The sequence below is a fragment of the Dialister succinatiphilus YIT 11850 genome (assembly GCF_000242435.1).
In the GTDB taxonomy this organism is placed as follows: Bacteria; Bacillota; Negativicutes; order Veillonellales; family Dialisteraceae; genus Dialister; species Dialister succinatiphilus.
Genome location: NZ_JH591187.1, coordinates 44086 through 69860 on the forward strand (window position 1 = coordinate 44086; position 25775 = coordinate 69860).

20 protein-coding genes are annotated in these 25775 nt (G+C 49.5%); 14 read left to right on the plus strand and 6 right to left on the minus strand.

The annotated features are described in order from the left end of the window. Positions 1-62: 62 nt before the first annotated feature. Entirely contained in the window at positions 63-1793 is a 1731-nt protein-coding gene (locus tag HMPREF9453_RS00255) for a GGDEF domain-containing protein (RefSeq protein WP_008858548.1), read from the minus strand. A 400-nt stretch (positions 1794-2193) separates the two neighbouring features. On the opposite strand from HMPREF9453_RS00255, the gene HMPREF9453_RS00260 reads away from it, so the two are divergent. The 3 genes from HMPREF9453_RS00260 (at position 2194) to HMPREF9453_RS00270 (ending at position 4744) form a co-directional block, all read left to right on the plus strand. Beyond that, positions 2194-2880, plus strand: coding sequence for an FAD-dependent oxidoreductase (locus HMPREF9453_RS00260; RefSeq protein ID WP_008858549.1), 687 nt, complete (start codon positions 2194-2196; stop codon positions 2878-2880). Positions 2881-3325: 445 nt separating this feature from the next. Next, positions 3326-4264, plus strand: coding sequence for a glycosyltransferase family 2 protein (locus HMPREF9453_RS00265; protein WP_008858550.1), 939 nt, complete (start codon positions 3326-3328; stop codon positions 4262-4264). A gap of 63 nt (positions 4265-4327) precedes the next feature. Beyond that, positions 4328-4744, plus strand: a complete 417-nt coding sequence (locus HMPREF9453_RS00270; protein WP_008858551.1) for a GtrA family protein — start codon at positions 4328-4330, stop codon at positions 4742-4744. 168 nt (positions 4745-4912) lie between these two features. On the opposite strand, the gene HMPREF9453_RS00275 is transcribed toward HMPREF9453_RS00270, so the two are convergent. The 4 genes from HMPREF9453_RS00275 to HMPREF9453_RS00290 are packed head-to-tail and all read right to left on the minus strand — an operon-like array spanning position 4913 to position 9549. Next, positions 4913-5650 (minus strand): uracil-DNA glycosylase, encoded by a 738-nt coding sequence (locus HMPREF9453_RS00275; RefSeq protein WP_232217300.1) that lies wholly within the window; start codon positions 5648-5650, stop codon positions 4913-4915. Beyond that, positions 5607-7358, minus strand: coding sequence for an ArnT family glycosyltransferase (locus HMPREF9453_RS00280; protein ID WP_008858553.1), 1752 nt, complete (start codon positions 7356-7358; stop codon positions 5607-5609). The genes HMPREF9453_RS00275 and HMPREF9453_RS00280 overlap by 44 nt, the downstream gene beginning before the upstream one ends. Positions 7359-7375: 17 nt before the next feature. Beyond that, a complete protein-coding gene (locus tag HMPREF9453_RS00285) occupies positions 7376-8965 on the minus strand; it encodes an ArnT family glycosyltransferase (RefSeq protein WP_008858554.1) in 1590 nt (529 codons plus the stop codon). Then, on the minus strand, positions 8962-9549 hold the full coding sequence (locus HMPREF9453_RS00290; protein ID WP_008858555.1) for a DedA family protein: 588 nt from the start codon (positions 9547-9549) through the stop codon (positions 8962-8964). Before HMPREF9453_RS00290 ends, HMPREF9453_RS00285 begins: the two co-directional genes overlap by 4 nt. A 530-nt stretch (positions 9550-10079) precedes the next feature. Here HMPREF9453_RS00290 and HMPREF9453_RS00295 point away from each other — a divergent pair. The 11 genes from HMPREF9453_RS00295 to cobN all read left to right on the plus strand — a co-directional run bounded on the left by HMPREF9453_RS00295 (position 10080) and on the right by cobN (position 24840). Further along, positions 10080-10880, plus strand: coding sequence for a basic amino acid ABC transporter substrate-binding protein (locus HMPREF9453_RS00295; protein ID WP_008858556.1), 801 nt, complete (start codon positions 10080-10082; stop codon positions 10878-10880). A 183-nt stretch (positions 10881-11063) separates the two neighbouring features. Beyond that, a complete protein-coding gene (locus HMPREF9453_RS00300; RefSeq protein WP_008858557.1) occupies positions 11064-11879 on the plus strand; it encodes a substrate-binding periplasmic protein in 816 nt (271 codons plus the stop codon). Positions 11880-11987: 108 nt separating this feature from the next. Continuing rightward, positions 11988-12224, plus strand: coding sequence for a hypothetical protein (locus HMPREF9453_RS00305; RefSeq protein ID WP_008858558.1), 237 nt, complete (start codon positions 11988-11990; stop codon positions 12222-12224). A gap of 426 nt (positions 12225-12650) precedes the next feature. Continuing rightward, positions 12651-13394: a Fe-S cluster assembly ATPase SufC gene (gene sufC, locus HMPREF9453_RS00310; RefSeq protein ID WP_008858559.1), complete on the plus strand. Its 744-nt coding sequence runs from the start codon at positions 12651-12653 to the stop codon at positions 13392-13394. Between the two features lie 2 nt (positions 13395-13396). Further along, on the plus strand, positions 13397-14809 hold the full coding sequence (sufB, locus tag HMPREF9453_RS00315; RefSeq protein ID WP_008858560.1) for a Fe-S cluster assembly protein SufB: 1413 nt from the start codon (positions 13397-13399) through the stop codon (positions 14807-14809). A 9-nt stretch (positions 14810-14818) separates the two neighbouring features. Then, positions 14819-15859 carry a SufB/SufD family protein gene (locus HMPREF9453_RS00320; protein WP_008858561.1) on the plus strand — a complete coding sequence of 347 codons (1041 nt, stop codon included), beginning with the start codon at positions 14819-14821 and terminating at the stop codon, positions 15857-15859. Then, complete coding sequence (locus tag HMPREF9453_RS00325; protein ID WP_008858562.1) at positions 15859-17091, plus strand: aminotransferase class V-fold PLP-dependent enzyme; 1233 nt, start codon at positions 15859-15861, stop codon at positions 17089-17091. The genes HMPREF9453_RS00320 and HMPREF9453_RS00325 overlap by 1 nt, the downstream gene beginning before the upstream one ends. After that, positions 17091-17543, plus strand: coding sequence for a Fe-S cluster assembly sulfur transfer protein SufU (gene sufU, locus HMPREF9453_RS00330; protein ID WP_008858563.1), 453 nt, complete (start codon positions 17091-17093; stop codon positions 17541-17543). Before HMPREF9453_RS00325 ends, sufU begins: the two co-directional genes overlap by 1 nt. 384 nt (positions 17544-17927) lie before the next feature. Further along, the gene (locus HMPREF9453_RS00335; protein ID WP_008858564.1) at positions 17928-19955 is read left to right on the plus strand and encodes a TonB-dependent receptor plug domain-containing protein; all 2028 of its coding nucleotides are present in this window, start codon (positions 17928-17930) and stop codon (positions 19953-19955) included. Positions 19956-20119: 164 nt separating this feature from the next. After that, positions 20120-21079 carry an ABC transporter substrate-binding protein gene (locus HMPREF9453_RS00340; RefSeq protein ID WP_008858565.1) on the plus strand — a complete coding sequence of 320 codons (960 nt, stop codon included), beginning with the start codon at positions 20120-20122 and terminating at the stop codon, positions 21077-21079. A gap of 41 nt (positions 21080-21120) precedes the next feature. Continuing rightward, complete coding sequence (gene cobN, locus HMPREF9453_RS00345; RefSeq protein WP_008858566.1) at positions 21121-24840, plus strand: cobaltochelatase subunit CobN; 3720 nt, start codon at positions 21121-21123, stop codon at positions 24838-24840. A gap of 742 nt (positions 24841-25582) precedes the next feature. On the opposite strand, the gene HMPREF9453_RS11840 is transcribed toward cobN, so the two are convergent. Further along, complete coding sequence (locus tag HMPREF9453_RS11840; protein ID WP_156792541.1) at positions 25583-25720, minus strand: hypothetical protein; 138 nt, start codon at positions 25718-25720, stop codon at positions 25583-25585. Between the last annotated feature and the right edge of the window lie 55 nt (positions 25721-25775).

Consider the following 25775-nt stretch of genomic DNA (forward strand, 5'->3'; position numbering starts at 1 on the left):
CCTGCAGTGCGATGAAAGACAGGGGAGAAGATGGCCCATATAGACAGCCGTCTTTTCAGCTCCTATTTCTCTCTTTTGAAGTTTCTTCCTGCTTCGGCCGGGTGGGTGAGTTTGTATTTTTCTTTTTCTTCATACATGCGGTCGTCTGCTTCATTGAGATGATCATCAAAGGAGAGAGGCTGGGAAGGGTCATGGATGCTCCAGCCGAAGGAAGCGGAAGGATCTTTGGGCATATGGGGCAGACCCTTCAGCTCCTGCATTTTTTTCCGAATGGTCTTTATGAGAGGGAAAAGAGAGTCTGCTTCATGGGGCGGAAGAAGGATGATAAATTCATCGCCTCCAAGTCTTCCGCAGAAGGCGGAGGAAGGGGTGACGGAAGAGAGGATTTTTGCCATGTGGCAAAGGAAGAAATCACCGGCTTCATGGCCGTAGCGATCATTCACTTCTTTCAGTCCGTTCAGGTCCATGAAAAGGAGGGCGTAGGATTTCCGGCTGTCCAGGCTTTTGGCAATGTGGAATATGCCGGCATGGTTATAAAGGCCTGTGAGGGCATCATGATAAGCCAGATGGAGAGCGGCTTTCTTTTCCTGGGCTTCTTCCGCCTGTGCCAGGATCTGGAATACGTAAGAGAGGATGACAGAAAAGACGAATACCAGGAGAGCCCAGGTGGACAGGGCCTGCATCACATAGATATGGATAATACTGTGGCTGGAGGTAATGTAGTACTGGGCTGTGTCCAGGGCGGCGGCACCGGATGAAAGAAGGATGCCCCAGCGCATCACGACTTGCCAGGTTTTTTCTTTGCCCAGCGGGTGGAGCTGGTACCAGCATACAAGTATGCCTGAAAGTATAATGGATATATGAAGCAGAGGCAGCATGTCATCCAGGGTATAAAGCCCCCCTGCCTGCAGAAGGAAGGCAGCGGCAAAGAGGAGGACAAACCACAGGGACAGATGATGGTAAAGGGTTCTTCGTTTTCCCTCTTTTTCTGAAAGGAAAAGGAAGTAGAGAAAGGGCGCCGGCAGGAAGTAGAGAGAGCCGTATTCCAGAAGAGAATTGATGTAAGGACTGTCTATCCAGAAGGCAGTCATATGATGGTAACAAAGACACCACAGGATGAAGGATGTGAGGAAAAGGGATATGGCCAGCCCTTTTTTTACGAGTAAACTTTTTTTCAGGAAAAGAAGCACAAGGAAAGCGGACAGGGACAGGGTCAGAAGGGCGTGGTACAGGATAAAGAAGAATCCTTCTCTCTGCAGGTAGTAGGTATAGCTCTTTCTGGTGGGAATAACAAAGATATCTCCGATATAGGGAATGGAAGTAGAGGACAGGAGCTCTTCTTCAATGGTAATGGTGGAACCATAGGTGCTGGCAGGCAGTTCTGCCATACAGATGACGGCGCCGAAGTTATGGTTTCGGGATATACGGGATTCATCGTAGTAAGAAAGAATCTGGCCGTTCCAGGATACCTGGTAGTATACGCGGGCTGCGGTAAAGGCCAGGGTATACTGCTTTTTATCGGAATGGAGGGACACCGGTACATGGATACGGATCCGGCTTCCGCTGGGGTAGGAGAAGCGGGGATTTATATTTTTTTGAATGGTACCGTCCGGTTTGACCAGGTCTATGGTTGCGTTTTGGGTAACTTTATATTCATTGTAACGGGTACCGTAAATAACGTAGCAGGCATTGACAATGAGGAAAAAGCAGAGAACCAGGGACAGAATCGCAAAAATATAAAAGGCTCTTTTATTTTCTCCCTGGCTCTGCAGCCATTTTTTTAATTCCATCATTTGTATGTTTTCTCTCTCCTTTATGGATTTCTATGTGCATTCCATTATTATTTATTTTAACACAAAGGAAAAAATTTAGAAGAAAAGGATCATCTTTCCAACCTGTTAAAATCCGGAATGGCTTCCTGCCCCTCCGCAGTGTATGATGAAAAAAGAAGAGAAGACCAGGGAGGTTTGAAAGTACATGATTTTCTTCCATGGCGGTTATTCAAAAATGTACTTTAAACCGGCAGAAGAGTCTTTCTTCTCTGGTGAGGGGAATGGCAGGTGATTGAGCAGGCCCGATGCCTGCGAAATCCATTTACAAATCCACGGTTTCAGTTTCCTTTTGCAGGGTGGAAGGGTATCGGATACTATAAAGATAGATGCATTTCCCTTTTGCTCAGCAGAGGAGGCAGCCATGGCACTGGTGATGGATAAGGTTATAGAAGAGATATTGAAATACAGGAAGTACAAAGTGTGGCGGTGTTTGGATGATAACAGTCTGCTTGCCTTGCAGAGGAGGGATGGAGACATTGCCACCGGCCGCCATCCGGAAACCCAGGGGCTTTTTCCTATGGAGGCAGATATGGAACGGGGCTTCTTCAAGGTGAATGAACATTTTGAAACGTCGGTGCCCGGTATCTATGCCATCGGCGATATCGTCTACGGCGGCATCCAGCTGGCCCATGCGGCGGAAGCGGAAGGAAAAGCGGCGGCCGCGGCCATAGCCGGAAAGGAACGGGCCATTGATATGGGCCTGGTGCCCCAGTGCGTCTACACCATTCCGGAAATTGCAGCGGTTGGGATTTCCGAAGATCAGGCCAAAAAAGAAGGCCTTTCCTTCAAGACAAGCCGGGTGGTCATGGGCAGCAATGCCAAAAGTCTCATCGCCGATGAAGGGGGATACATGAAAATCTTTACGGACCAGGAAAATCATATGCTGGGAGCCCAGCTCCTCTGCAGCGGTGCCGATAATCTGATTTCCGAAGTGTCCCTGGCCATAGCCGGCGGACTGACCATGGAAAATTTCCTCAAAGTCATCCGTCCCCATCCTTCTGTGGAAGAATCGCTGGGACAGGCGGCAGAAGGTATCCTTTTGAAATAAAATAAAAGGGGCTGTGAAGAAATGTGAATCATTTCTTCACAGCCTTTTTTCTATGACTTTTTTCTAATAATAAGGCCTCCAGTCCCTGTTTCATCTCGAGCGGGGCTGCGTGCCGGTATGATGGTAAAGACTTTGGCTCTATTGAGACTCTGAGCCGAGAGATCTCTTGCCACCATGCTCTCTGTACCATTGAGAAGTGAGATTTCGATACTTTGCTTCGACCGCCGAAATGACAGTGGGACGGAGTGATATCTGTGTCATTCATGGTATGGGATTCAGGAATTTTGATTCTCTTCCTTTCAATGGCTTACTACCTGATAAAGCTCCAATCATTTTTTCACGGCCCCTTTTCTGTCTGCAGCGGTTTCGCTCTTCTTCCGGCTATAGGATTCTCCCTGCAAATGGAGTAAAATAGTAAGGTATCTGAGCGAATGGAGATGAAGTGATGGACAGGATTGCCGTATTGATTCCCTGCTGGAATGAAGCCCTTACCATCGAAAAGGTGGTGTCCGATTTCAAAAGGGTGCTTCCGGAAGCGGTGATTTATGTATATGATAATAATTCCACCGACCGCACCGCAGACCTGGCAGCCCGGGCAGGCGCCGTGGTGCGCCATGAATACCGGCAGGGGAAGGGGAATGTGATCCGTTCCATGTTCCGGGATGTGGATGCGGACTGCTATGTCATGGTGGATGGAGATGATACCTATCCGGCGGAAAATGCCAGGGACATGGTGAATCTCGTTCTGGAGGGAAAGGCGGATATGGTCATCGGTGACCGTCTTTCCTCCACCTATTTTGAGGAAAACAAAAGACCCTTCCATAATTCCGGCAACATGCTGGTGCGCCGTTTCATCAATATATTCTGGGGAGAAAGCAGTCATGAAATCAAAGACGTCATGACGGGCTACCGCGCCTTTTCCCCCATGTTTGTAAAGACCTTCCCCATTCTTTCCAAAGGATTTGAAATCGAAACGGAAATGACTATCCATGCCCTGGACAAGAATCTTCTCCTGGCCAATGTGCCTGTATCCTACCGGGATCGTCCGGCGGGCAGCGTGAGCAAGCTTCATACCTTCCGGGACGGCGCCAAAGTACTGAAAACCATTTTCATGCTGTACAAGGACTACCGGCCCCTTCGCTTTTTCACCTTCGCCGCTGTCCTTCTGGCCTTCATTTCTCTCGCCCTGTTCCTGCCGGTGTTCCATGAATACGTGATGACCGGTCTGGTACCCAAGCTGCCTACCCTGGTGACTTCAGGCTTCTTCATGATGGCGGCGGTGGTTTTTCTGGGTATCGGCCTCATGCTGGATACGGAGGTCAAAAACAGCAGGAAAAACTTTGAAATCCAGATGAATATCATCCGCATGATGCTGAAAAAATAGATTCCTTTGGCCATGGAAGGTGACTGATTTCCTACTTTCCCTTAATTCAAGAAAGGCAAGACCATGTTTGATTCTCTGATTCGTCGATTCTTTCCTTCCACAGAACGATTCTGGGAAGTTTTTCGTTTTCTCGTGGTAGGAGGCGGCTGCTTCCTGCTGGAATATTTTCTCCTCTACACCCTGACTGAATATGGAGGCCTTGATCCACTGGTATCGGCGCCCATCGCCTTTACCGTGTCCCTGGTGGTGAACTATATTCTCTGCGTCTATGTCGTTTTTCATGCGCAAAAGCAGACAGGCCTTCAGATGGCTCTTTTCGTGCTGACTTCCCTCATGGGCCTTGGCATTAATCAGCTGGTTATGTGGTTCTTTATCGACATCATGGGCATATGGTACATGTTTGCCAAAGTCATTGCCTCAGCCATTGTGATGATATGGAACTATTTCACCAAGCGGTACGTGCTTCACGGCCATGTGTGACAGGCGGGGAGAGCGTGGGGTGAAAGCCCTTTGCGGCAATCCAAAACTTTCAGCGCAAAAGGCGCTGTCAAACCTGAAGACCTTAAGAACCTCCGGGGCGAAGCCCTGTCAACCTTCCCCTCTGCACGTAAAAAACCGCACCATGGAAAATGTCCATGGTGCGGTTTTTTATGCCAGTGCTTCTTTCAGCTGGGATCGGAAAATATTGGCGCCTCCGTTGGCGGGGTGCCGGAGGCCGGTGACGGTAAAGCCGGCTGCGGTGAGGGTATTTTCACTCTTTTTCCCGATGGCGAAGAGGGGAAGGGGACCGGTGAGGGAGAGGAGCTCCCTGGTATAGGCAAGGCCTGCGGCCAGTTCTTCTTCCGAAGGGGTACGGTTGGTGAGAAGATTTCCTTTTTTATAGGGATGGAAGGGGAAAATGTTCCAGAGAAGGAAATCCCGGGGAGAGAGGCCTGCTTCCAGGCAGGCTTTCCACACCACCGAATCGGTGGGTTCATTGAACCCTTTTTCCTGCTGGATAGGCTTTAAAAGGGGACTGTCCTTCCGGCTGGTGCGGTTTCCCCTATGGCCCAGGACCATGGCGCTCGTAACGGCAGGGTGAAAGTCCAGGAGCATTCTTTCGCAGGTCATGGCGATGCCGGAAAAATGGCCGCCCTGATAGCCGCAGGCTTCGGCCACGAGAAGAATTCTGGCGCCGCCGATGCGAAGGGTGAGGTAGTCTTTCAGGTTGGCTCTCCGGATGGCGAGGGCCTTTTCTATTTCATAGTTTTCATCGTGGTCGGCCCAGGGGTTGAAGGTATTTTCACCGCTGTATTGGGCCAGATGGTTCAGAAAACGGGATATATCCATGGCAGGGCTCCTTTTACTCATCACTTTCTGCGGAATCATCGGAATCATCGGTTTCATGAGATTCTTTTATGTCCTCTTTGATCTGCTTTTTGGCTTCTTTGAAGGATTCAGGAATATTTTCTTCGCTGGTCAAAATGTAGATGGTGCCGGTCAGGAGAGGCTTCACCGGCTTGAAACGGTATTTGAAGAACCAGTGGTCGAAGTGATTGGCATCGCTTTTAGAAACGAAGAGGAATACCGGCTTGTCCGGATGGCGGTGGCTGTCCATGAATTCTTTGTCGGACAGGGAGGGCATCACATATTTTTCATTCCACAGGGGATTTCTTTCTTCGATTTCACCGGATACCGGCGGCACCACCCTGATGGCGGTTTCACCGGAATAGAAGGTGTATCCGGCAGGGTAGGAACGGAAGAAGTAGTGCTCTCCCGGCGCAGCTTTCATTTCCGGTGCCAGGTCGATGGCGGAGCGGCGGGGGAGATAGTGGGGCAGGCCTTCCATCATGAGGCAGAGGAACACCGAGGCCGTTACGGCGGTGATTACAGTGAGCCGCCGGCCGCTGCTTTTTTTATAGCGAAGAACCAGGGACCAGAAGGCATAGAAAATCACCGCATAAAGGACCCACCAGCTTCCTTCCTTGATGTAGATGGAACCGCCGATGGCGGCAGCGAGGAAAAGGGCAAAGCCCAGGGCTGTCCAGAGGTAGGGCTTTTTCTCTCCCTGCCGGATGGCAGGCGCTGCCAGGGCAGCGAAAATGATGGCCGGCACCACGGCAATGTAGGTGTAGGTGACGTACTTGGTGGCCATAAGGGTGTAGAACAGCAGGGTGCCCCAGCACCAGACCATGAGGAAACGGTAGAAGGGGGTCTTTTCCTTCCAGCCCCGGACCATTTCGTAAAAAGAGGTGAAGGTCCAGGGGAGAAGAGCGGCAGGAAGAAGAACCAGGTAGTAATACCAGTGGTTATCTTCGGGGTGCTCGGAAGAAGTGGCTCTCAGAATATTGTGAAGGCCCAGGAACTGTTCCACGAAATCATTGCCATGAATGAGGTACATGCCGCCGTACCAGGGGAGGGTGACGGCAAAGAAAGCAAGAATGCCCTGCCAGGGGAAAAGGCGGGCTGCCATTTTCCCCGATTTCATGGTGAGGCACCACAGAAGGAGCAGGGCGCCGGGAAGTACCAGTCCCACGGGGCCCTTGGTCAGGCAGGCAAAGCCGGCGGCGGCATAGGCCAGCACCAGGTGTTTCCTGTTTCCCTCCATCACACCGATATAGCCGGAAAGCATGGTGGGAATGGTGAAGAGCAGGAGGATGCTGTCAGTAATAACGGCGTGGGAAATGATCCAGAATTCCAGAGACAAGGCCAGCATGGCGCCGGACCATACGGCAGTCACATTATCCTTCCGAATCCGCTGTATGTACCAGATGAGGAGGGTCACCGACAGGGCGCCTGAAAGGATGGCAGGCATGCGGGAGGCCAGACTGGTAAATCCCAGAATGGTATAGGAAATGGAAAGAAGCCAGTAGACCATGATGGGCTTGTCGTACCAGAACGTACCGTAAATCTGGGGTGACATCCAGTTGCCGGAAAGCACCATTTCCTTGGCCGTCAAGGCATAGTTGGACTCCACCGGATCCGTCACCGGAAGGAGCCAGGAGCCCCAGAGAAGGAAAAGAAAGGCTGCCAGAAAGAAAAAGAGAAGAGTTTTCAAGACGCCTTTTTCCCCGGTTTCCTGCTTTCCATGATTCAGTTTATTTTTTCTTTTCATGCGCTTTGTGCTCAATGTCAGTCTTCTTTCTTTAACAACAGAAGGGCCGTATCCTTTTCCCAGAGAACCGTAAGGCCCGATTTCTGCTCTTCCGGCCAGTTTTTAAATACTTTTTTCTGCACCAGGATATACGCATTCTCCGGCAGACGGGAGGTTTCTTTTCCTGGAAGGAGGACGCCCTTTTCTTCATTCTTCTCGTCTGTTTCCTGTTTCCTCCGGTCAAACTCAGGCAGCGCCTTTCCGTAGATGTCGGTGTAGAAAGCCGTGGAAGGACGGTAGAAGGTGTCTACATAGAGGGGGATGGAAGGATCCCGGTCTGTGCTGGCAAGCTTCTCCGCAATGGCGGCGGAGGTAAAGAGGGAAGATACGGCGGAGGCAAAGGCGCCCCATATGGAAAGAACGAAGACGAGTATCAGAAGGGCCTGGGTCATCATGAAGGCGCGGAAACGGCCCCTTTTGAGGCCCAGGGCGGCCAGAACGGCGGCAAGGACCATGAAGAAAACGATGAGCCACCGGATGATGGGGCCTCCGTCGGGATTGATGGGCGCCAGGGCAATGGCTCCTGCTGTGAGTAGGGAAAAGAAAAGATGGGAAAAAATCAGGGTCTTTGAAATATGGCCGGACTCTTCACAGTCCGTCAGATACATGCCTGCCAGAAGGGACAGGGGCGGGAACATGGGAAGCACGTAGGAAAAGAGCTGGGTAGAAGAAAGGGAGAAGAAAATAAAAATAAACAGGGTCCATACCAGGAAGAAAGCACTGGTCCTATCCTTCAGCCATTTCTTCGTACGGCGGAAAATACCGGGCAGGGTGCCGCTCCAGGGATAAAATCCGGCAAGAAGCACCACTATATAGAGCCAGTAATGGTTCTGCCCCGCATGCTCCGGGCTGACAAAACGGGTCACATTGTGGTATCCCAGGAAGGTGTCGATGAAGGCGCTGCCGTGGATATGGCCCATGGCTATATACCAGGGAAGGCCTATCAGGCAGGCCAGCGGGATGCCCCAGTACCATTTGAGGCCCAGGATTTCCTTCACATGGAACTGCTTTGTAAGAACCATCCAGATGCCCACAATGAGGGCAGGAAAACCAAAGCCCACAGGCCCCTTGGTGAGGAGCGCCAGACCGCAGAATATGTAGGCCGCTATATATTCCTTCCGGAGGAAGGACATGAGGGTGATGGTGAGGGTCAGCGTAAGGAGGGTATCGGTGACACTGCTCCTGGCAAGGACGATGATTTCAAGAGAAGTGGCGCAGATGAAAGCACCCCGGAGGGCAGCCTTTCCGCCAATGAGCTTTCGGGAGGAAAGATACAGGTACACCGGGGTGAGGGCGCCCAGAAAGAGGGAAGGAAATCGAGCGGCCCAGGTCGAAACACCAAACAGGCTGAAAGACAACGCTTCCAGCCAGTAGAAGAGAGGCGGCTTGTCGTACCAGAATTCCCCGTAAATGCGGGGAGAAAGGAAATCGCCGGTGGCTATCATTTCCTTGGCCGTTTCCCCGTACACCGGTTCATCGGGGTCCAGAAGTGGAATGGTGCCAAGAAAGGCGCCGTAGAGGACAATACAGAAAAGAAAGAGGAAGATACAGTTTTTATTCAGTTTCATTTTGATTTTCTCTTATGGTAGATATAGTAAGCCAGACCGATGCATGCGGAAATGGCGGCGCAGGCAGCAGCGATTTCCAGCTTGTAGTCCAGAATCATGGTCCAGTTGTGCCCCAGCTCGGAGCCTACATAAACAAGAAATATGGTCCAGGGCAGGGTGCCCAGTATGGTAAGGATGACGAATTCAGGCAGAGGGAACTGGGCGATACCGGCAGGAAGGGAAATAAAGGTGCGTACCCCCGGCAGCAGGCGGCCGGTGAAAACGGCAATGGCACCATAATTTTCAAACCAGTCCTTGGCGGCAATCATCTTTCTGGCACCAAGGCCTCCTTTGGCGGTATGCTTCAAAATCATGTCGCGCCCTCCTCTGGCGCCCATATAGTAGGACACCACGGACCCCGTAATACCGGCGGCGGTTCCGATGATGACTGTAGGCCAGAAGGAGAAAATATCCTGGGAAACAAGAAAACCGGCAAAGCCCAGAATGATTTCACTGGGGATAGGGATATTCATATTTTCCAGCACCATGCAGATGAAAAGAGCCAGATATCCCCATTCAGAGAGAAATGAAATAATGAATTCCATAAAGAAAGTCCTTTATCGATCAAAAAATGAATGAATCCTGTGGCGGGAATTTTTCCTGCCTGCTTTATTTATTATATGTAAAGAAAGTATACATTATATATACAACATATAAACAATCAATGAACGGCCCTGAAGGTAATCCAATCTACCTTTCGAGACTATCACTATAAAATATAACATGGTAAGAGGGCAGGGTCAATGAACAGGATGAAGCGCAGGGAAATTGACTCTTCCGGAATCCCTGGAAAGAGGCAATTTCGGGTATCCCATAAGTTCGTTTCCCCTTTCCCGTCCAATTATGCATGTTCTATTTGACAACTGTATAAAATATTGATAAAATATGCATAGATTGTATAAAGATACCGACTTGCGAAAATGATACTTGCAAAGATTTCGCTGAATTAGGACGAAATTTGGGAAAATCAACGAAATCTTCCGGATGTCTTTATGAAAGGAAAACAGGAAGCCTGAATAAAAATTCATAGGGGAGCTTCCAATCAGTGAAAATATCTGTATGGAGATGATTTGTCATGATGGGTAAGAAATTAAAAATCGCATTGGCATTAGGCGCTATGGCCGCTGTATTTGGCGCAGCAGGCTGCGGCGGTGGAAGTTCAAGCAGCAGCTCTTCTTCCTCCAAGAACGGCATTCCTTCGGTCATCCGTGTAGGTTCGGAAACCACCTTCCCGCCCTTTGAATTTACAAAGGACGATAAATATGTAGGCTTTGATCTTGATCTGACGGATGCCATCATCAAACAGATGGGCAGCAAGATGGAATTCAAGAGCATGGGCTTTGATGCCCTCATCCCGGCCGTACAGTCCGGTCAGATCGACCTCATTGCTGCCGGCCTCAATGCCACACCTGAAAGAGCGAAACAGGTAGCCTTCTCGGATCCTTATTTCACCCAGGACGGCTTCGTCATTGTTGTCAACAAAGACAATGACAGCATTAAAGACTGGGCTGATCTGGAAGGAAAGAACGTAGGCGCCCAGGTAGGCACCCAGCAGGTGAAAGTGGCTCAGGAAGCCAAGGCAGCCAATGTAAAGCAGCTGGATTCCAACTCCCAGGCCTTCATGGAACTGCAGGCAAAGACCCTGGATGCGGTGGTCATCGACCAGCCGGTGGGTATGTACTACCTGAAACAGGGTGCCGACAAGGACCTGAAGATCGTGGGCACTGCCAAAGACGCAGAAGGCATGGTATTTGCCATGAAGAAAGACAACAAGGAACTGCAGGCTGCTGTCAACAAGGCGCTGAAGGAACTGAAGGACAACGGCACCTATGATAAGATTTACACCAAGTGGTTTGGCAATGAAGGAAAGAAATAATTCATATAAGGAAACCGGGCTCAAAGGGGCCCGGTTTTTTTAGTTAGCAGGATTACTGGCGGGCTGGTGGGAGCTTCTGAACCCGGGAAAGCAGGCGGTCCCTCTCATTTCCTATTTGATAATTCAATTTCCGCCCTATATAATGAAGACAACACTTGGTGGGTTTTTCGGGAGGTGTTTTGTATGAACAGATGGATGAAAGCAGGAGCAGCAGCGCTGGCCCTGTGCATGATGGCCGGCCTGTCCGGCTGCGGCGGCGAAAAGCAGGCTGCTTCGAAGGCAGCTTCAGCGCCGGCGAAGAAGGAGCTGAAGGTGGCCTGCGTGGCTACCTATCCGCCCTTTGTGTACAAGGACAAAGAAGGGAAAATCGTAGGCTTTGACGTGGATATCACCGGTGCCGTGGCAAAGGAGCTGGGAGCTCAGGTGGTGTATGAAAGCATGCCCTTCAATGAAATGGTACCGGCTCTTCAGGCCAGCAAGGCGGACATAGCGGTGGCAGCCGTAGACATGACCCAGGACCGGGCGGACAAGGTGGATTTCAGTAATATCTACTACAGCAAGGAAAATGTTTCCATCCTGGCCCGGAAAGAGGACAATGAAATCAGGGGACCGGAAGACCTGAAAGGGAAAAAAGTGGCTGTGGAAAAGGGTACGGTCTATGTAGGAACAGCGAAACAGTACGGCGCCGAAGTGAAGGAGTATGACTACCACGACCAGCTTATCAAGGCGGTGGAGGACAACGAGGCAGACGCCCTGATCCTAGATAAACCGGTGGCCCGCTTCTACCTGGCCCACGGCGCATCGGAGAAATTGAAGCCTGCCGGCATTATCAGCGGTTCCGGCGGATTTGTCATGATGGTGAGCAAGAAAGATGAAGGCCTCCGGGAAAAGGTGAATGAGGCCCTGGATAAGCTGATGAAGAACGGCGAATATGATAAGATTTACGATAAATGGTTTGCCGATGAAAACTTCAGCAAAGAGCCGGACGTCAAGTCCTGAGGGCCGGAAAAACAGAATCGCTGTCTCATGGGGCAGGGCTTCCGGACCATGGTATAATAAATGAAGAGGCATAGACCTCTTCATTTACAAAGAAAGAGGGATGATTCCATGAAGAAAAGCACCCTGATTATTTCCCTGGCTGCTGCCGGTCTGATTTCTCTTGGCGGCTACAGCGTATTTGCCGATAACAGTGACAGCAGCTGGAATGGCTGGTGCCCGGGCCCAAGGCAGACCGTGAGCCGGGACTCCCGTGACGGCAGCTACGGCAGAGGCTACGGCTGCGGTGGATACCGGCAGAGCGACCGGGATGATTACTACTGTCCCGGACCGGGATATAGAAGGTAAGAGAAAAAGAGCGGAAGCTATCCGCTCTTTTTTCGTGCCTGTGACACGCTTCCCACCGAGGTGGTAAGGGACCGCCCTTCTGTAACTTGACTTCCCTGCCTGCCAGGAGGCGTGGGACCACGTCAGTGGTGGAAGGGGTATGCCGCCGGATAGCGGCCTGTAAAAGCTGCGGCGAAGCGGCCGCCGCCACCCTGTGGACCCTATATATAATATACTCATTTATCTTCCCTAAATCCGTATGGATAGGATTACACATTGAAAAAGTTAGATAGGATGTGGCCCTGCAGGGTGAAATGGCAGGAAGGATGCAGTTTCCGGGGCAGCCGTGTATTTACATATCGATATAAATAATATAAAATGGAATAAGATTTCAATTGTATACGTCTTATGACGCGTGCAGGTTACAATATATTATGAGGTGATTAAATGAGTGAATTGCTTCGCGTGGAAAATCTCCACGTTTCCGTAGGCGGGAAAGAACTCCTCCACGGCATTAACCTCACCGTAAACAAGGGGGAAGTCCATGTTATTATGGGTGTTAACGGGGCAGGCAAGTCGACGCTGCTTCATGCCATCATGGGAAATCCTGTTTACAAGATAACTGAGGGTCATATTTATTTTGAAGGCCAGGAAATTACAGGCCTGTCTGTAGATAAAAGAGCAAAACTGGGAATCTTCCTTTCTTTCCAGAATCCTATTTCGGTGGCCGGCATTACCATGGAAAATTTCATCCGTACTGCCAAGACTACCATTTCCGGGAAACAGCAGCGCCTTTTCCCTTTCAAACGTCTGATGAAAGCAAGGATGGAAGACCTTTCCATGGATCCCTCCTATGCGGACCGCTACCTCAATGACGGTTTCTCCGGCGGCGAAAGAAAGAAGAGCGAAATCCTGCAGATGCGTATTCTGGATCCCAAGCTGGCCATGCTGGATGAAACTGACTCGGGTCTCGATGTGGACGCAGTGCGCATTGTTTCTAAAAATATTTCCGAATACCATAATGAGAATAATTCCCTTCTCATTATTACCCATCTGAACCAGATTCTGAAATTCATTACGCCGGAATTTGTGCATGTGCTCATTGATGGACGCATTGTTAAAGAAGGCGGCCCGGAACTGGTTGATGAGATCGAAACCAACGGCTTTGATGCATACCGCAGTGAGGTGTAGTCATGGCTGAAGAAAAGAAAAAGAGCCAGGTAGAGGATATTAACCGCAGCATTTATGATGTGAAGGATAAGGTGGAATATTCCTACAAGGCAGACAAGGGACTAACGGAAGATGTGATCCGTGAGATTTCCAGAGAAAAGGATGAACCGGAATGGATGCTGGAAAAGCGTCTCAAGGCCCTTGCAATTTACAACAAGCTGGACGTACCGCCCTGGGCGCCGGACATTTCGGAACTGGACATGGAGCACATTGATACCTATGTCCGCCCGAAGACTGATATGAAAGCCCGCTGGGAAGACCTGCCGGAAAACATCAGGGAAACCTTTGACCGGCTGGGAATTCCGGAAGCGGAAAAGAAATCGCTGGCCGGTGTAGGCGCCCAGTATGATTCCGAAGTGGTATACCACAATATCCAGAAAGAACTGGAGGAACAGGGAGTCATTTATGTTGACTTTGAAACGGCAGTCAAGAAATATCCGGAACTGATTAAACCCTATTTCGGAAAGCTCATTACACCGAACTACCATAAGTTTGCCGCCCTTCACTATGCCGTATGGTCCGGCGGATCCTTCGTGTATGTGCCCAAAGGGGTTCATGTGAAGATGCCGCTGCAGAGCTACTTCCGCCTTAATGCGCCGGGAGCAGGCCAGTTTGAACATACCCTGATTATTGTGGAAGAAGGAGCCACCTGCCACTTCATCGAAGGCTGCTCGGCTCCCCGTTACAATGTGGCCAATCTCCATGCCGGAGCTGTAGAACTTTTCGTCAAGAAAGGAGCCACCCTTCGGTACTCTACCATTGAGAACTGGTCCAAGAATATGTACAACCTGAATACCAAGAAATCCCTGGTAGAAGAAGATGGTCATATGATCTGGGTGTCCGGTTCCTTCGGATCCCATACCTCCTGCCTCTATCCGGATACGGTGCTCAAGGGAGACCGTTCCACCTGTGAATTTACAGGCATCACCTTTGCCGGCAAGGGACAGTTCCTGGATACCGGGTCCAAAGTGGAAGCACTGGGGAAAGATGTGTCCATGACCGTCAACTCCAAATCCATTTCCAAAGCCGGCGGCACCGCCATTTACCGCGGCGTAGTCTATATCGGACCCAATGCCAAAGGGACAAAGGGCTCTATCAGCTGCGAATCCCTCATGCTGGATAATGAGTCCCGCTCCGATACCATTCCGGACATTGTCATTGAAAATGATGATATTGACCTGGGACACGAAGCCAAAATCGGACGCATTCCGGACGAAGATATTTACTACCTTATGAGCCGGGGCCTTACGGAAGAAGATGCCAAGGCCATGCTGGTCAGAGGCTTTGCAGAACCGATTTCCAAGGCCCTGCCTCTGGAATATGCAGTAGAAATGAACCGCCTCATCGATCTTGAATTCGAAGGGGCCATAGGATAAGGAGGCATTATGGAAGAAATCAGAATCAACCGGCTGCCTCTTCTCACATACCGTTATCTTCATACCAACGATACCCCTGTATCCTTTGAAGCACCGAAGAGGGGCGGAGAACCTCATTTTTCCGATCTTTCCTATGTGAAAGAAGGGGGAACCCTTCCGGCGGACTTTAAAGGGGCTTCCGAAGAAACGGTGAAAGCTCTCAAGCAGGGCAGTCATTACACCATAACCATTCCCGCTGAAACAAAGGCGGAACTGACCATCACCCTTAGCGGCAAGGGCCAGGCAGACTTTGCAGGAAGTTTCCTTTTCCACCTGGGAAAAGAATCATCCCTGAACCTCATCTGGATTTTGCAGGGGAAAACAGAAAAAGGCACCTGTGTCGCAGGAGCCTACTATGACCTGGCAGAAAATGCCAATTTGAAAGTATCCCGGCTGGAAAGCGGCCTTTCCGGTGTGGAAATTTTCGACCAGCGTCATGCAGTACTGGCCAGAGGCGCCAGAGCTGATTTTTCTGCTGCCGAATTGGGCGGTGAAAATATTTACGTTCACAGCTACGGCCTGCTGGCCGGCGATCATTCTGCCATGACGGAAAAAGCAGTCTATGCCGGCACGAAGAAACAGCATCTGGATTTCTTCTACCACATCGATCATGTGGGAAAGAAAACCCATGCGGAAATCGACGTGAAAGGCGCCCTGGACGATGATTCCAAAAAGATTTTCCGGGGTACCCTGAATTTCAAAAAAGGCTGCAGCGGCTCTGTGGGCGACGAAGGAGACTATGCCATCCAGCTTTCCCCGAAGACGAAAAACATTTCCCTGCCCCTCCTCCTCTGTACGGAAGATGATGTCCAGGGAAACCATGCATCCAGTGCAGGACAGCTGGATGCCAATACCATTTATTTCCTCATGAGCCGCGGATTCTCCCTGGAAGAAGCCAGAAGAATCGTGATTGAAGCCCTGATCCGGCCGATTATTGATGGCATGGATTCATCGGTGAGAGATGAAATTATTACAGAACTCAGGCAGAAACTGGATTCGAAGGAGTTATAATGAACAGCGAATTACTTAGAAAAGATTTTCCCATACTGGAAACCAAAGTGAATGGTCATCAGATCGTTTATTTTGATAATGCTGCCACCACCCAGCGGCCGCTTCCGGTAGTGAATGCCGTTTTGGACTATGTTACCCACGACAACGGCAATCCCCACAGAGGTGCCCATATTTTCGCCATTTCCGCATCAGAAGCCTATGATACATCCAAGGAAGTGGTACGGAAATTTATTAACGCCAAAAGCGCCGGCGAAATTATTTACACCAGAAACACCACCGAATCCCTGAACCTGGTGGCCCGTTCCTATGGCGAAACCCATCTTCACAAGGGCGACCATATCCTCATTACCATTGCGGAACATCATTCCAACCTGGTCACCTGGCAGCGGGTGGCAGAAAAAACGGGCGCCGTGCTGGACTACATCTATGTAGATAAGAAAACCGGTCATTTCCCGGAAGAAGAACTGAAGAAAATCGACGACCCCAGAGTGAAAATCCTGGCCTTTGCCGAAGTATCCAACGTACTGGGCATCGATTTCGACCCCAAGCCATTGATTCAGCGGGCTCATGCCCATGGCGCCGTGGTGGTTCTTGACGGTGCCCAGTCCACCCCTCATAAGAGAGTGGATGTACAGGATTTGGACTGCGATTTCTTCGCTTTCTCCGGCCACAAAATGTGCTCCATGGGAGGCATTGGTGTCCTTTACGGCAAAGAAGAACTGCTGAACGATATGGAACCATTCCTCATGGGCGGCGATATGATTGATGAAGTGCAGGAACAGAAAACAACTTTCGCCGACCTGCCTGCCAAATTTGAAGCAGGCACCCAGTACGTGGAAGGGGCTGTCAGCCTGGTAGCTGCCATCAAATATGTGGAATCCGTAGGCTATGACGAAATCAGAGCCCAGGAACGGCGCCTTGTCACCCGCTGCCTGGAAGGCATGAAAAAACTGCCCTTCATCCATATCATCGGACCCACCAATCCCGAAGAAAAAGAAGGCCTCGTAGCCTTTGAAGTGGAAGGCGTACATCCCCATGATGTGGCCCAGATCCTTTCTGCCAAAGGCATCTGCATCCGCACCGGCCATCACTGCGCTGAACCGCTCCATCATTACCTTGGTATCAACGCCAGCTGCCGTGCCTCCTTCTATTTCTACAATACAGTGGACGAAGTGGACTATTTCCTGAAAGAATTGAAGGACGTACGGAAAGTCATGGGGTATGATGACTGATGGAATTAAAACAGCTCTACACCGATCTTATCCTGGAATATAACAAGGACAAGACCAATAAACGCAAAATCAGCAGCCCTACAGTCCACGAACATGGACACAACCCCAGCTGCGGTGATGATATCGATATCGAAGCCAAAGTAGAAAACGGAGTCATCACCGACCTGGCCTATACCGGCACCGGCTGCGCCATCAGCCAGGCATCTACCGCCATGATGGCCGAACTCCTTCAGGGAAGAACCGTGGAAGAAGGCCTCCGCCTCTGCCGCCTCTTCCTGGATATGATCTGCGGCAAAGTCACCGATGACTCCCAGCTGGAAGAACTGGAAGCCGCCATTACCCTGAAAGACATCTCCCAGATGCCTGTCCGCGTCAAATGTGCCACCCTGGGATGGCACACCCTGGAAATGGCACTGGAAAAAGTGGAAAAACAGCTGAAAGACAACGGCTGACATCAAAATAAAAAGCATGGAACCTCATAGAGGACCATGCTTTTTTATTTGACAGAAAAGGGACAGATGAGATGTGGCCTGGCTCCATGGTCTGACTGATGACTGGGGACAAAAGGAACAGGGCATCCTTCTTTTAGTTAAGTTTTATGCTGATAACAGCTATTGATACCCATACCTGAGGGCATCAAAGATGGTAAAAGAATATAAATTGAAATTTGACAATTAAAGGAAAAGAGTAGATAATGAGTAAAGACTAAATAATAATTATAATAATAAATCAGCAAATTAAACTTTTGATATATTATGATGGGGAATATGAGAACTGAAGCGCATTGCGCTTTTTTCAGTTCTCTTTTTTTATGTCAAAAAGCGGGGAGAAAACGTATGAATCAGAAAATCAAGTATGCAGCTCTGGGAATTGCTCTTGCCTGCACCGGCTGGACCGGCGCTTCGGCAGAGCAAGTGTATGAACTGAATCCCATTACCGTAACGGCACAGCGTTATGAGAAAAAGGACGTTGATGTGCCTGCCACGACACAGACATTTACTGAAAAAGACATTGCTGCTACCGGTGCAGATAATATGTCTGTAGCTTTAGGATATTTGGATGGCGTTGTTACCTCCGGCATGGGGCCCAACGGGGCGTCTAATTCTTCCATGACCAGCAAAATCGTGATGCGCGGCGTTGAAAATGGCACGGTGGTTATGGTTAACGGTACCCCTATCAACTGGAGAAATCTTTATAATCTGGAAAATATTCCGACCAGTGCGGTATCCCGGGTAGAAGTGGTTCACGGCGGCGGTGCGGTGATGTACGGCAGCCAGGCCACCGGTGGTGTCATCAATATCATTACCAAGAAAAAACTGGATAACCAGGTGGAAGCAGGCTGGGGGAATCGGGGAAGACAAAGTTATAAGGTCTCTGCCAATGCAGGCCGTTTTTCCTTTGCCTATGATTACAATAAATGGGGGACCATTGATAAGGTCTCCGATTATAATACAAAGGTGACTACAAAGAAGGATGGGAAGACAGTCACCCTTTTCCCGGTCCATATGCAGCAGAAATTCAGAGGTTCTGAAAAGAACAATTTCAATGCCATGTATCAATTCAATGACAAGCTGGATTTGCTTTACAACCATAATGAATCCACCAATCGCTGGTCCTATAAGTACAGCGGGATACCGGAGGGAAATAAATATGCGGGCCTGAATGGTCAGACTCGGTATAAGACCAAATTTGAAAGAGATGGAGATTTTATCCAGTTAAATCTTCATGATATGGATGGCTTCAGCGGCCATATTTTCTATAACTATAACTCCCTTGCCACTCACCAGACCAATTTCTACAGTTCCACAGCTTCGCCGTATAAACCGGATAATCCCAAATATAGAAGCTATAGCAAGGAAAAGAATAAGACCTATGGCTATGATTTCCAAAAGGTGTGGGACCAGAAGGACAAACAGACCTTCCTGCTGGGGACATCCCTGGTTCGAGAAGAGTATAAGAACCATGACCCCGGTGCCACCAGCGCTCTGGATAGAGAAATCAGTGAAGGAAGAAATATTTATGCAGCCTTTGGCTCATGGAACAGAAATATCACACCGAAGGATACCTTTACCTTGAGCGGACGCGGCACATGGACCACGGGAGGAAAGAAGCAGTATCACAATTTCAGCACCCAGGCACAGTACCTGCATAAGCTGAATAACAACCAAAGCATCTATGCCGGCTTTGGTCAGTCCTTTGTGCTGCCTACCCTTCGCCAGCTGCATTCCCGATTTGATATTTCTTCACCGGACCGTATTATTGGGAATCCCGACCTGAAACCGCAGAAGGGTACCCACTATGAAATGGGCTGGAAGATGGAAACGGAACATAGACAGTACAAGGCAGCCCTGTTTACCGAAAGAATCAAAGATGATATTTCTTTTTCAAAGCAGACCGGTCAGGATTACTGGGATACAGTCAATGAGGATTTCAAGAATAAAGGACTGGAATTGACGGTGAAAGGGCAGGAAAAGAACGGGTTTGGCTGGCATGCCGGATTTACTTACCAGAATCCGAAAACTAAGGAAAAATCGCAGAAAAAGACTGCTAAAACCTATTGGGACCGCCATTATGGAAGAATCCTTTTGAATGGCGGCGTGGATTATACAAAGAATAAATGGGAAACGGCATTGAATTTCAGTTACCTGGCTGACAGGGTCATGACACCTACCAGTGCCCATTCCTATGATACAAAGCCTTATCTGCTTACCTCTTTCTTTGCTAAATATTCACCCAACAAGTCCGATGATATTATTCTGACCGTGGATAATATCCTTAACAGGGAAGATGTGACGTCCCACACGTCAAGTGATTATTATTCCACGCCAACTACATTCCTTTTGTCCTATCGTCATAAATTTTAAACAGCCATTTTCATACAAAGATATATGACATAAGGGCTGGTCATAATATATGAGGAAGTGCCTGAGTGCAGGGAAACATAGATTTAATGCGGCAAGTATCGAGTATTTTGTCTTGGTTTCCTTGACTTAAAAGGCGCTTCCTTTGTATTTCAAAGGAGTTTCTCTTGAAACGGTTTGCTCTATTTCTCCTCTCCCTTCTTTTCGGTACCCTTCTCCTGTCCGGCTGCGGAAAAGTGCAGCCGAACAGCCACCTGCGGCAGGTGGTGGACGATACAGGACAGTCCGTATCCCTCCCCAGCCATCCCTCCCGTATTGTGTCTCTTACCTATGGCACCGACGAGATTCTTCTGGGTCTGGTAGATACGTCCCGGGTGGCGGCCCTCTCCCGATATGCCGGAAATCCGGATATTTCCTTTGTGACGGAGGAGGAGGCTGAGGCCGTGGGGAGGAAGGTGGACATGAATGCAGAGTCCATTATGGCCCTGAAGCCGGACCTGGTTATCGTCTCAACAGCGGTGTCTCCTCAGCTGGTCAGTCTTCTACAGCAGTCCGGCATTCCGGTGTATGTGTCCCTGGTTGCGGTAAGCTTTGATGAAATGGAAGAAAAGGTCAGAGGAGTGGCCAGGGCAGTGAACGAGGAAGCCGGCGGTGAAGCCATGGTACAGGATATGGAAAATAAAAAAGCGAAGCTTGAGGAAAAACTTTCCGCCATAGGTCCTTCGGATGAGCGGTGTGCCCTGGGACTTTCTTTCAGGGGAATTCTGGGAAAGAAGGGCACCCTTTTCAGTGAGGTGCTGGCCATGGCCCACGTGAAGGATGGAGCGGCCCGGTATGATGTACCGAAGGGGACCAATGCCTATCTTTCCATGGAAATCCTGCCGGAAATCAATCCCGATGTGATTCTTATGCCCGTATGGAAGGTGAAAACCGGGGATGATGAGGAAGCCTTTGCCCGGGAAATCATGGAAAATCTGGCTTACCGGGATGTAAAGGCTGTTAAGAATGGAAGGCTTGTACCTTTCCCGGAAAAGTATAAGTATGTCATGAGCCAGCATATAACTGAAGCCATAGAGGCCAGTGCCCGGGCGGTGTATCCGGAACTTTTTGACGAGGCTTCCAGCTGATTGCAGGCATCTGATTTCATATAAGGCAAGGGAGAATAGAGATGGCAGTGAAACTGATCTATGTAACAAATGTGGACCGCCGGTTTTTCATGATGAGCCGAGCCATGGAGTCCCTGCAGAAGGAGGGCCGGCTTTCCGAAAGCTGCTGGACGCTGAAGGTGAAAGATGACAGCAGTTTTGCTTCCTATGCGCCTCTTCTTGAGGGAGCTTCCCTGGTGATGATCAAGTTCATGGGAAATACAATCCGTACGAGGTTCTGGCAGCAGTGCCTTGCCTTTTTAGAGGGCCGTGGGATTCCCTATTACATGGATGCAGCCGGTTCGGCGGAGGAAGAATGTGGGAAGTGGATAGGAAAAGAGGACATTGACGCTATTAAAAAGTACAGCTTTTACGGCGGAATGGAAAATTATAGGAATTTATGGCTCTATGGCGCTTTCCTCTTTGAGACTTCCCCGGTAAAGCCACCGGATCCCAGTCCCCTCTGCTGGGCGGGACTCTACCATTTTGGCATGAAGGACAGGTATATGACGGATCTTTCTTCCTATAGGGAGAGATTCTGCAAGCCGGAAAGGCCTACCGCCGGCTTTCTTTTTTATCGGGATGAATGGATCTGGGGAGATACAAAATACCAGGATGCTTTCATTGCGGAGGCAGAGCGGCAGGGGCTTAATGTCATTCCTGTTTTCACTAACGGGCTTCCAGATACGAAACTGGGTATGCCATCCCTTGATGAAGTATTTCATCGGTATTTTATGAAAGATGGAAAGCCTGTGATTGACTGCCTGGTGAATGTAATGAAATTTTCATTCACCACATCCGGCTCCATATCCCGCGAGGTGCTCCATGAAATGGGAATTCCTGTGCTGCAGTGCTATTCCCTGCTTATGCCGGAGGAGGAGTGGAAAAAATCAACGGAAGGCATGAATGCCATGGAAGTGTCCATCAGTGTTTCCATGCCTGAATTTGACGGCATTATCCACGGGGTGCCCATAGCGGCCAAGCATGTGAAGAAAACAGGAGAGGTGGAATACCTGCCTTTGAAAGAACGGATAGCTGCCATGGCAGCAAAGGCCGGTGCTTGGGCCAGGCTTCACAGGAAGAGAAATGAAGACAAGAAAATTGCCATTATTTTTCACAACTATCCGCCTAAGAATTCCAATATCGGTAGTGCCTTCGGCCTTGACAGCATAGAAAGCGTGCGCCGTCTCCTGGAAAAGATGAAAGCGGCGGGGTACAGGATAGATTATGTCCCGGAAACAGGCAGCAAGCTCGTTCAGCTCATCACCAGCCAGGCCACCAATGATTTGTCCATGATGACGGAAGCGGAAGAGAAGGCCTGTCATAAAGTGACAGAAAAACAGTACAGAGACTTTTTTCAGACCTTTCCTGCAGATGTGAGGGCGCAGATGGAGAAAGACTGGGGCAGCCCTCCCGGCAGTGTCATGGTGGATGAAAAGGGCAGTATCCTTGTTCCTGGTGTCATGGATGGACATGTTTTCATCACGGTCCAGGCACCCCGGGGCTATGGTTTTGATGCAGCCAAAATCTATCATGATCCTTTTATCGCTCCTACCCATCAGTACCTGGCCTATTACCTGTGGATACGGGATATCTGGAAGGCGGATGCCGTCATTCATGTCGGAACCCATGGAAATCTGGAATGGCTGCCGGGCAAGGGCGCGGGACTTGACCGCAGCAGTTATCCGGATCTGGCACTGGGCTGTCTTCCCAATGTGTATCCTTACCATATGACCATTACCGGAGAGGGTATACAGGCCAAAAGACGGGGAAGCGCCTGCCTGGTAGACCATATGCCTGCACCCATGGCAGATGCAGGCACCTATGACGAGCTCTCAGAGCTTGAGAAGAATATGGATGAATATGCCCATTTCCTTACAGTGGAGCCGGAAATAGCATCCCGCATGATAGGGGAAATACGCAGTCTGGCTGTGAAAGCGGAGCTGGATGGGGAAGTGCCCTATGATGCATCGAAGCCATTTTCTGAATATCTGACAAGGCTGCATCAGTACATAGAGGATATTAAAAACAGTGAATGCCATGTGGGTCTCCATATATTGGGACAGATGCCGGAAGGAGAGATTCTCAGAAATGAAATTATCCAGCTCATGAGGCAGTCTGATGGTTCCTGTCCTGCCATTCTGGATGTGTTTGCAGAAAAATACGGATACACAGCAAAAGAATTGATGGAAAAATCACAGACCCTTCTTCCGGAGAAAAAAACAGGCAGTGAAATGATGGCGGCAGTCAGAAAAGAAACGGAACAATTTATCGACACTCTGATGGTTCATCATTTTAGTGAAGAAGGTATCAGAAAAGCCCTTTCAGCCAAGTCAGTACGGGAAGGGGATGCCTTGTGGCAGAAGCAGGTAGAAAAAACGGCCGGTTTTATCTGTCATGACCTGTACAAAAGGCTTTCCGGCACGATTCAGGAAATGGATCATACCCTGGAAGGAATAGAAGGGAAATATATTATGCCCGGGCCCTCAGGCTCACCTCATGCCGGTGGTGTATCCCTCCTTCCGGCAGGAATTAATTTCTATGGGATTGATCCCAGAAAGCTTCCTACCAAAGCGGCCTGGGCGGTAGGCAAAGAGCTGGGTGATGAGGTCATATCTCGATATATCAGGGAGGAAGGAAAGTACCCTGAAAATATTGGCATGGTTTTCTGGTCCGGTGCCAATATGCGAAGTCACGGGCAGTGTATAGCGGAATTTCTTTATCTCATGGGCATTCGTCCTATCTGGGAAAAAGGAAGCCTTTATGTGAAGCGCCTGGAGCCGATTCCCCTTTCGGAGCTGAAAAGGCCCAGACTGGATGTAACAGGCAGAATCAGCGGCCTTTTCCGGGATACCATGCCGGCAGCAGTTTCTCTTATGGACAAAGCAGTCCTGCTGGCTGCATCCCTTCCGGAGAAGGAGGAAGACAATTTTATACGTAAACATGTCCTTTCCGAAAGCAGTGCCATGGAAAGGAATGGAATGACGACAGAGGAAGCCTGGCGGGAAGCCTGCTATCGTATTTTTGGTGATGCGCCGGGAACCTATGGCGCCGGTGTGGGTGTCCTGCTGGAGTCACGAAACTGGAACAATTTGGATGACCTTTCCCGCGTTTTTGTCAGATGGGGCGGCCATGCCTACGGCAGCCGTTCCAAAGGAACCTACAAACCCGGGCTTTTTAAAGAGCGCCTGTCCCATATGGATGTGACCTTGAAAAACGAGGATAACCATGAAACGAATATGATGAGCAGTGATGATTACAATGCCTATCATGGCGGCATGATAGCGGCTGTACGGAGCCTTTCGGGTAAATCTCCCCGCTCCTATGAAGGCGACAGTACGGAAAGGGGCAGCGTCAAGGTCCGCAGCGTGCAGGAGCAGGCTAAGCGGGTTTTTCGCATGGAAACCATCAATCCCCGGTTTATACAGGGCATGATGAAGCATGGCTACAAAGGAGCAGCCGACCTGTCAAGCCGTGTATCCATCAGCTTCCAGTGGGATGCTACCAGCAAGGTGATGGAAAACTGGATGTATGAAAAACTGGCAGAAAAGTACGCGCTGGATGTCACAGTACAGGACTGGATGAAAGAAGTCAATCCCTGGGCACTCCAGCGCATTACAGAAACTTTGCTGGAAGCGGAAAAGCGGGGCCTGTGGCAGGCAGCGGATGAAACGATAGATCAGCTGCAGGCCCTGTACCTGGATATAGAGGGAGAGCTGGAAGAGAGCCAGGATGATACGTGAAACCAGGGCTTATGGGAAATAGAAAACTCTGTCAGGGAGATGTCTTTCATCGGGCTGCAGAGGCTTCATCCTTCTCTATGGGATTTCTGTTTTTAAAGGAACATGGACCTGCATAGAGGATCGGCTTTCATTATGAACTAATATCGGATAAATAGATAATTATAAAAAGGGGCTGTGATAAATGTAAATCATTTCTTCACAGCCTTTTTTATAATTTTTCCTGATGGTAAGATTCCAGTCCCTTTGTCATCTCGAGTGGGGAATGTGCCGGCGTGAGTGGAAAAACTTTGGACTCTATTGAAGCTCTGAACCAAGAAATCTCCTGCCACCAATGCTCTCTGTACCATTGAAAAGTGATATTTCTCTACTCCGCTTCGCAACGTTTGAAATGACAGTGGGGCGGAGTGGTATCCATGTCATTCATGTATTTTTTCACAGACCCGTCCATCATTGAAGGCACTACGAAAAGCCTGAAAAGAGCGTGCGCACAGGCAGATTCCTAGGTGAAACTGTCTGATCCATAGAAGGACACTTTCTTCAGGCTTTTCTATCGCGAAGGCGATTGATTTCTTCTTGAGTTCTTGGCCGAAAAGGATTTGAAAACTCAGAACGCATTGAACGGGCTTGAGACCCGGAGCTCTTATGTATTCATCTTTGCGAGATGGCTTGCAGCCGAATCAGGAACCGGGTATTTTTTTGTGGCCACTCCCCGGACCTTTTCCATGCTCTCATCTGTTCTCTATTATACCGGATAGGGAAGAAAATGGGAATAGGAAATATAGAAATTATGTTTGCTGATTTTGGAGGCATGGAAGGGAGAACTATGAGTTTTATAGATACATTTTCTCGGGAATTCATAGAGAATGTAAGAAAGATTCACCGGCCTTTTCCTATTTCATCGTCACTCATGGTACAATAGAATATATTATTGTATG

Coding starts and splice junctions, on each gene's coding strand:
- HMPREF9453_RS00255 (WP_008858548.1), bottom strand. CDS start 1,793: ATGATGGAATTAAAAAAATGGCTGCAGAGCCAGGGAGAAAATAAAAGA.
- HMPREF9453_RS00260 (WP_008858549.1), top strand. CDS start 2,194: ATGGCACTGGTGATGGATAAGGTTATAGAAGAGATATTGAAATACAGG.
- HMPREF9453_RS00265 (WP_008858550.1), top strand. CDS start 3,326: ATGGACAGGATTGCCGTATTGATTCCCTGCTGGAATGAAGCCCTTACC.
- HMPREF9453_RS00270 (WP_008858551.1), top strand. CDS start 4,328: ATGTTTGATTCTCTGATTCGTCGATTCTTTCCTTCCACAGAACGATTC.
- HMPREF9453_RS00275 (WP_232217300.1), bottom strand. CDS start 5,650: ATGAAACCGATGATTCCGATGATTCCGCAGAAAGTGATGAGTAAAAGG.
- HMPREF9453_RS00280 (WP_008858553.1), bottom strand. CDS start 7,358: ATGAAAAGAAAAAATAAACTGAATCATGGAAAGCAGGAAACCGGGGAA.
- HMPREF9453_RS00285 (WP_008858554.1), bottom strand. CDS start 8,965: ATGAAACTGAATAAAAACTGTATCTTCCTCTTTCTTTTCTGTATTGTC.
- HMPREF9453_RS00290 (WP_008858555.1), bottom strand. CDS start 9,549: ATGGAATTCATTATTTCATTTCTCTCTGAATGGGGATATCTGGCTCTT.
- HMPREF9453_RS00295 (WP_008858556.1), top strand. CDS start 10,080: ATGATGGGTAAGAAATTAAAAATCGCATTGGCATTAGGCGCTATGGCC.
- HMPREF9453_RS00300 (WP_008858557.1), top strand. CDS start 11,064: ATGAACAGATGGATGAAAGCAGGAGCAGCAGCGCTGGCCCTGTGCATG.
- HMPREF9453_RS00305 (WP_008858558.1), top strand. CDS start 11,988: ATGAAGAAAAGCACCCTGATTATTTCCCTGGCTGCTGCCGGTCTGATT.
- sufC (WP_008858559.1), top strand. CDS start 12,651: ATGAGTGAATTGCTTCGCGTGGAAAATCTCCACGTTTCCGTAGGCGGG.
- sufB (WP_008858560.1), top strand. CDS start 13,397: ATGGCTGAAGAAAAGAAAAAGAGCCAGGTAGAGGATATTAACCGCAGC.
- HMPREF9453_RS00320 (WP_008858561.1), top strand. CDS start 14,819: ATGGAAGAAATCAGAATCAACCGGCTGCCTCTTCTCACATACCGTTAT.
- HMPREF9453_RS00325 (WP_008858562.1), top strand. CDS start 15,859: ATGAACAGCGAATTACTTAGAAAAGATTTTCCCATACTGGAAACCAAA.
- sufU (WP_008858563.1), top strand. CDS start 17,091: ATGGAATTAAAACAGCTCTACACCGATCTTATCCTGGAATATAACAAG.
- HMPREF9453_RS00335 (WP_008858564.1), top strand. CDS start 17,928: ATGAATCAGAAAATCAAGTATGCAGCTCTGGGAATTGCTCTTGCCTGC.
- cobN (WP_008858566.1), top strand. CDS start 21,121: ATGGCAGTGAAACTGATCTATGTAACAAATGTGGACCGCCGGTTTTTC.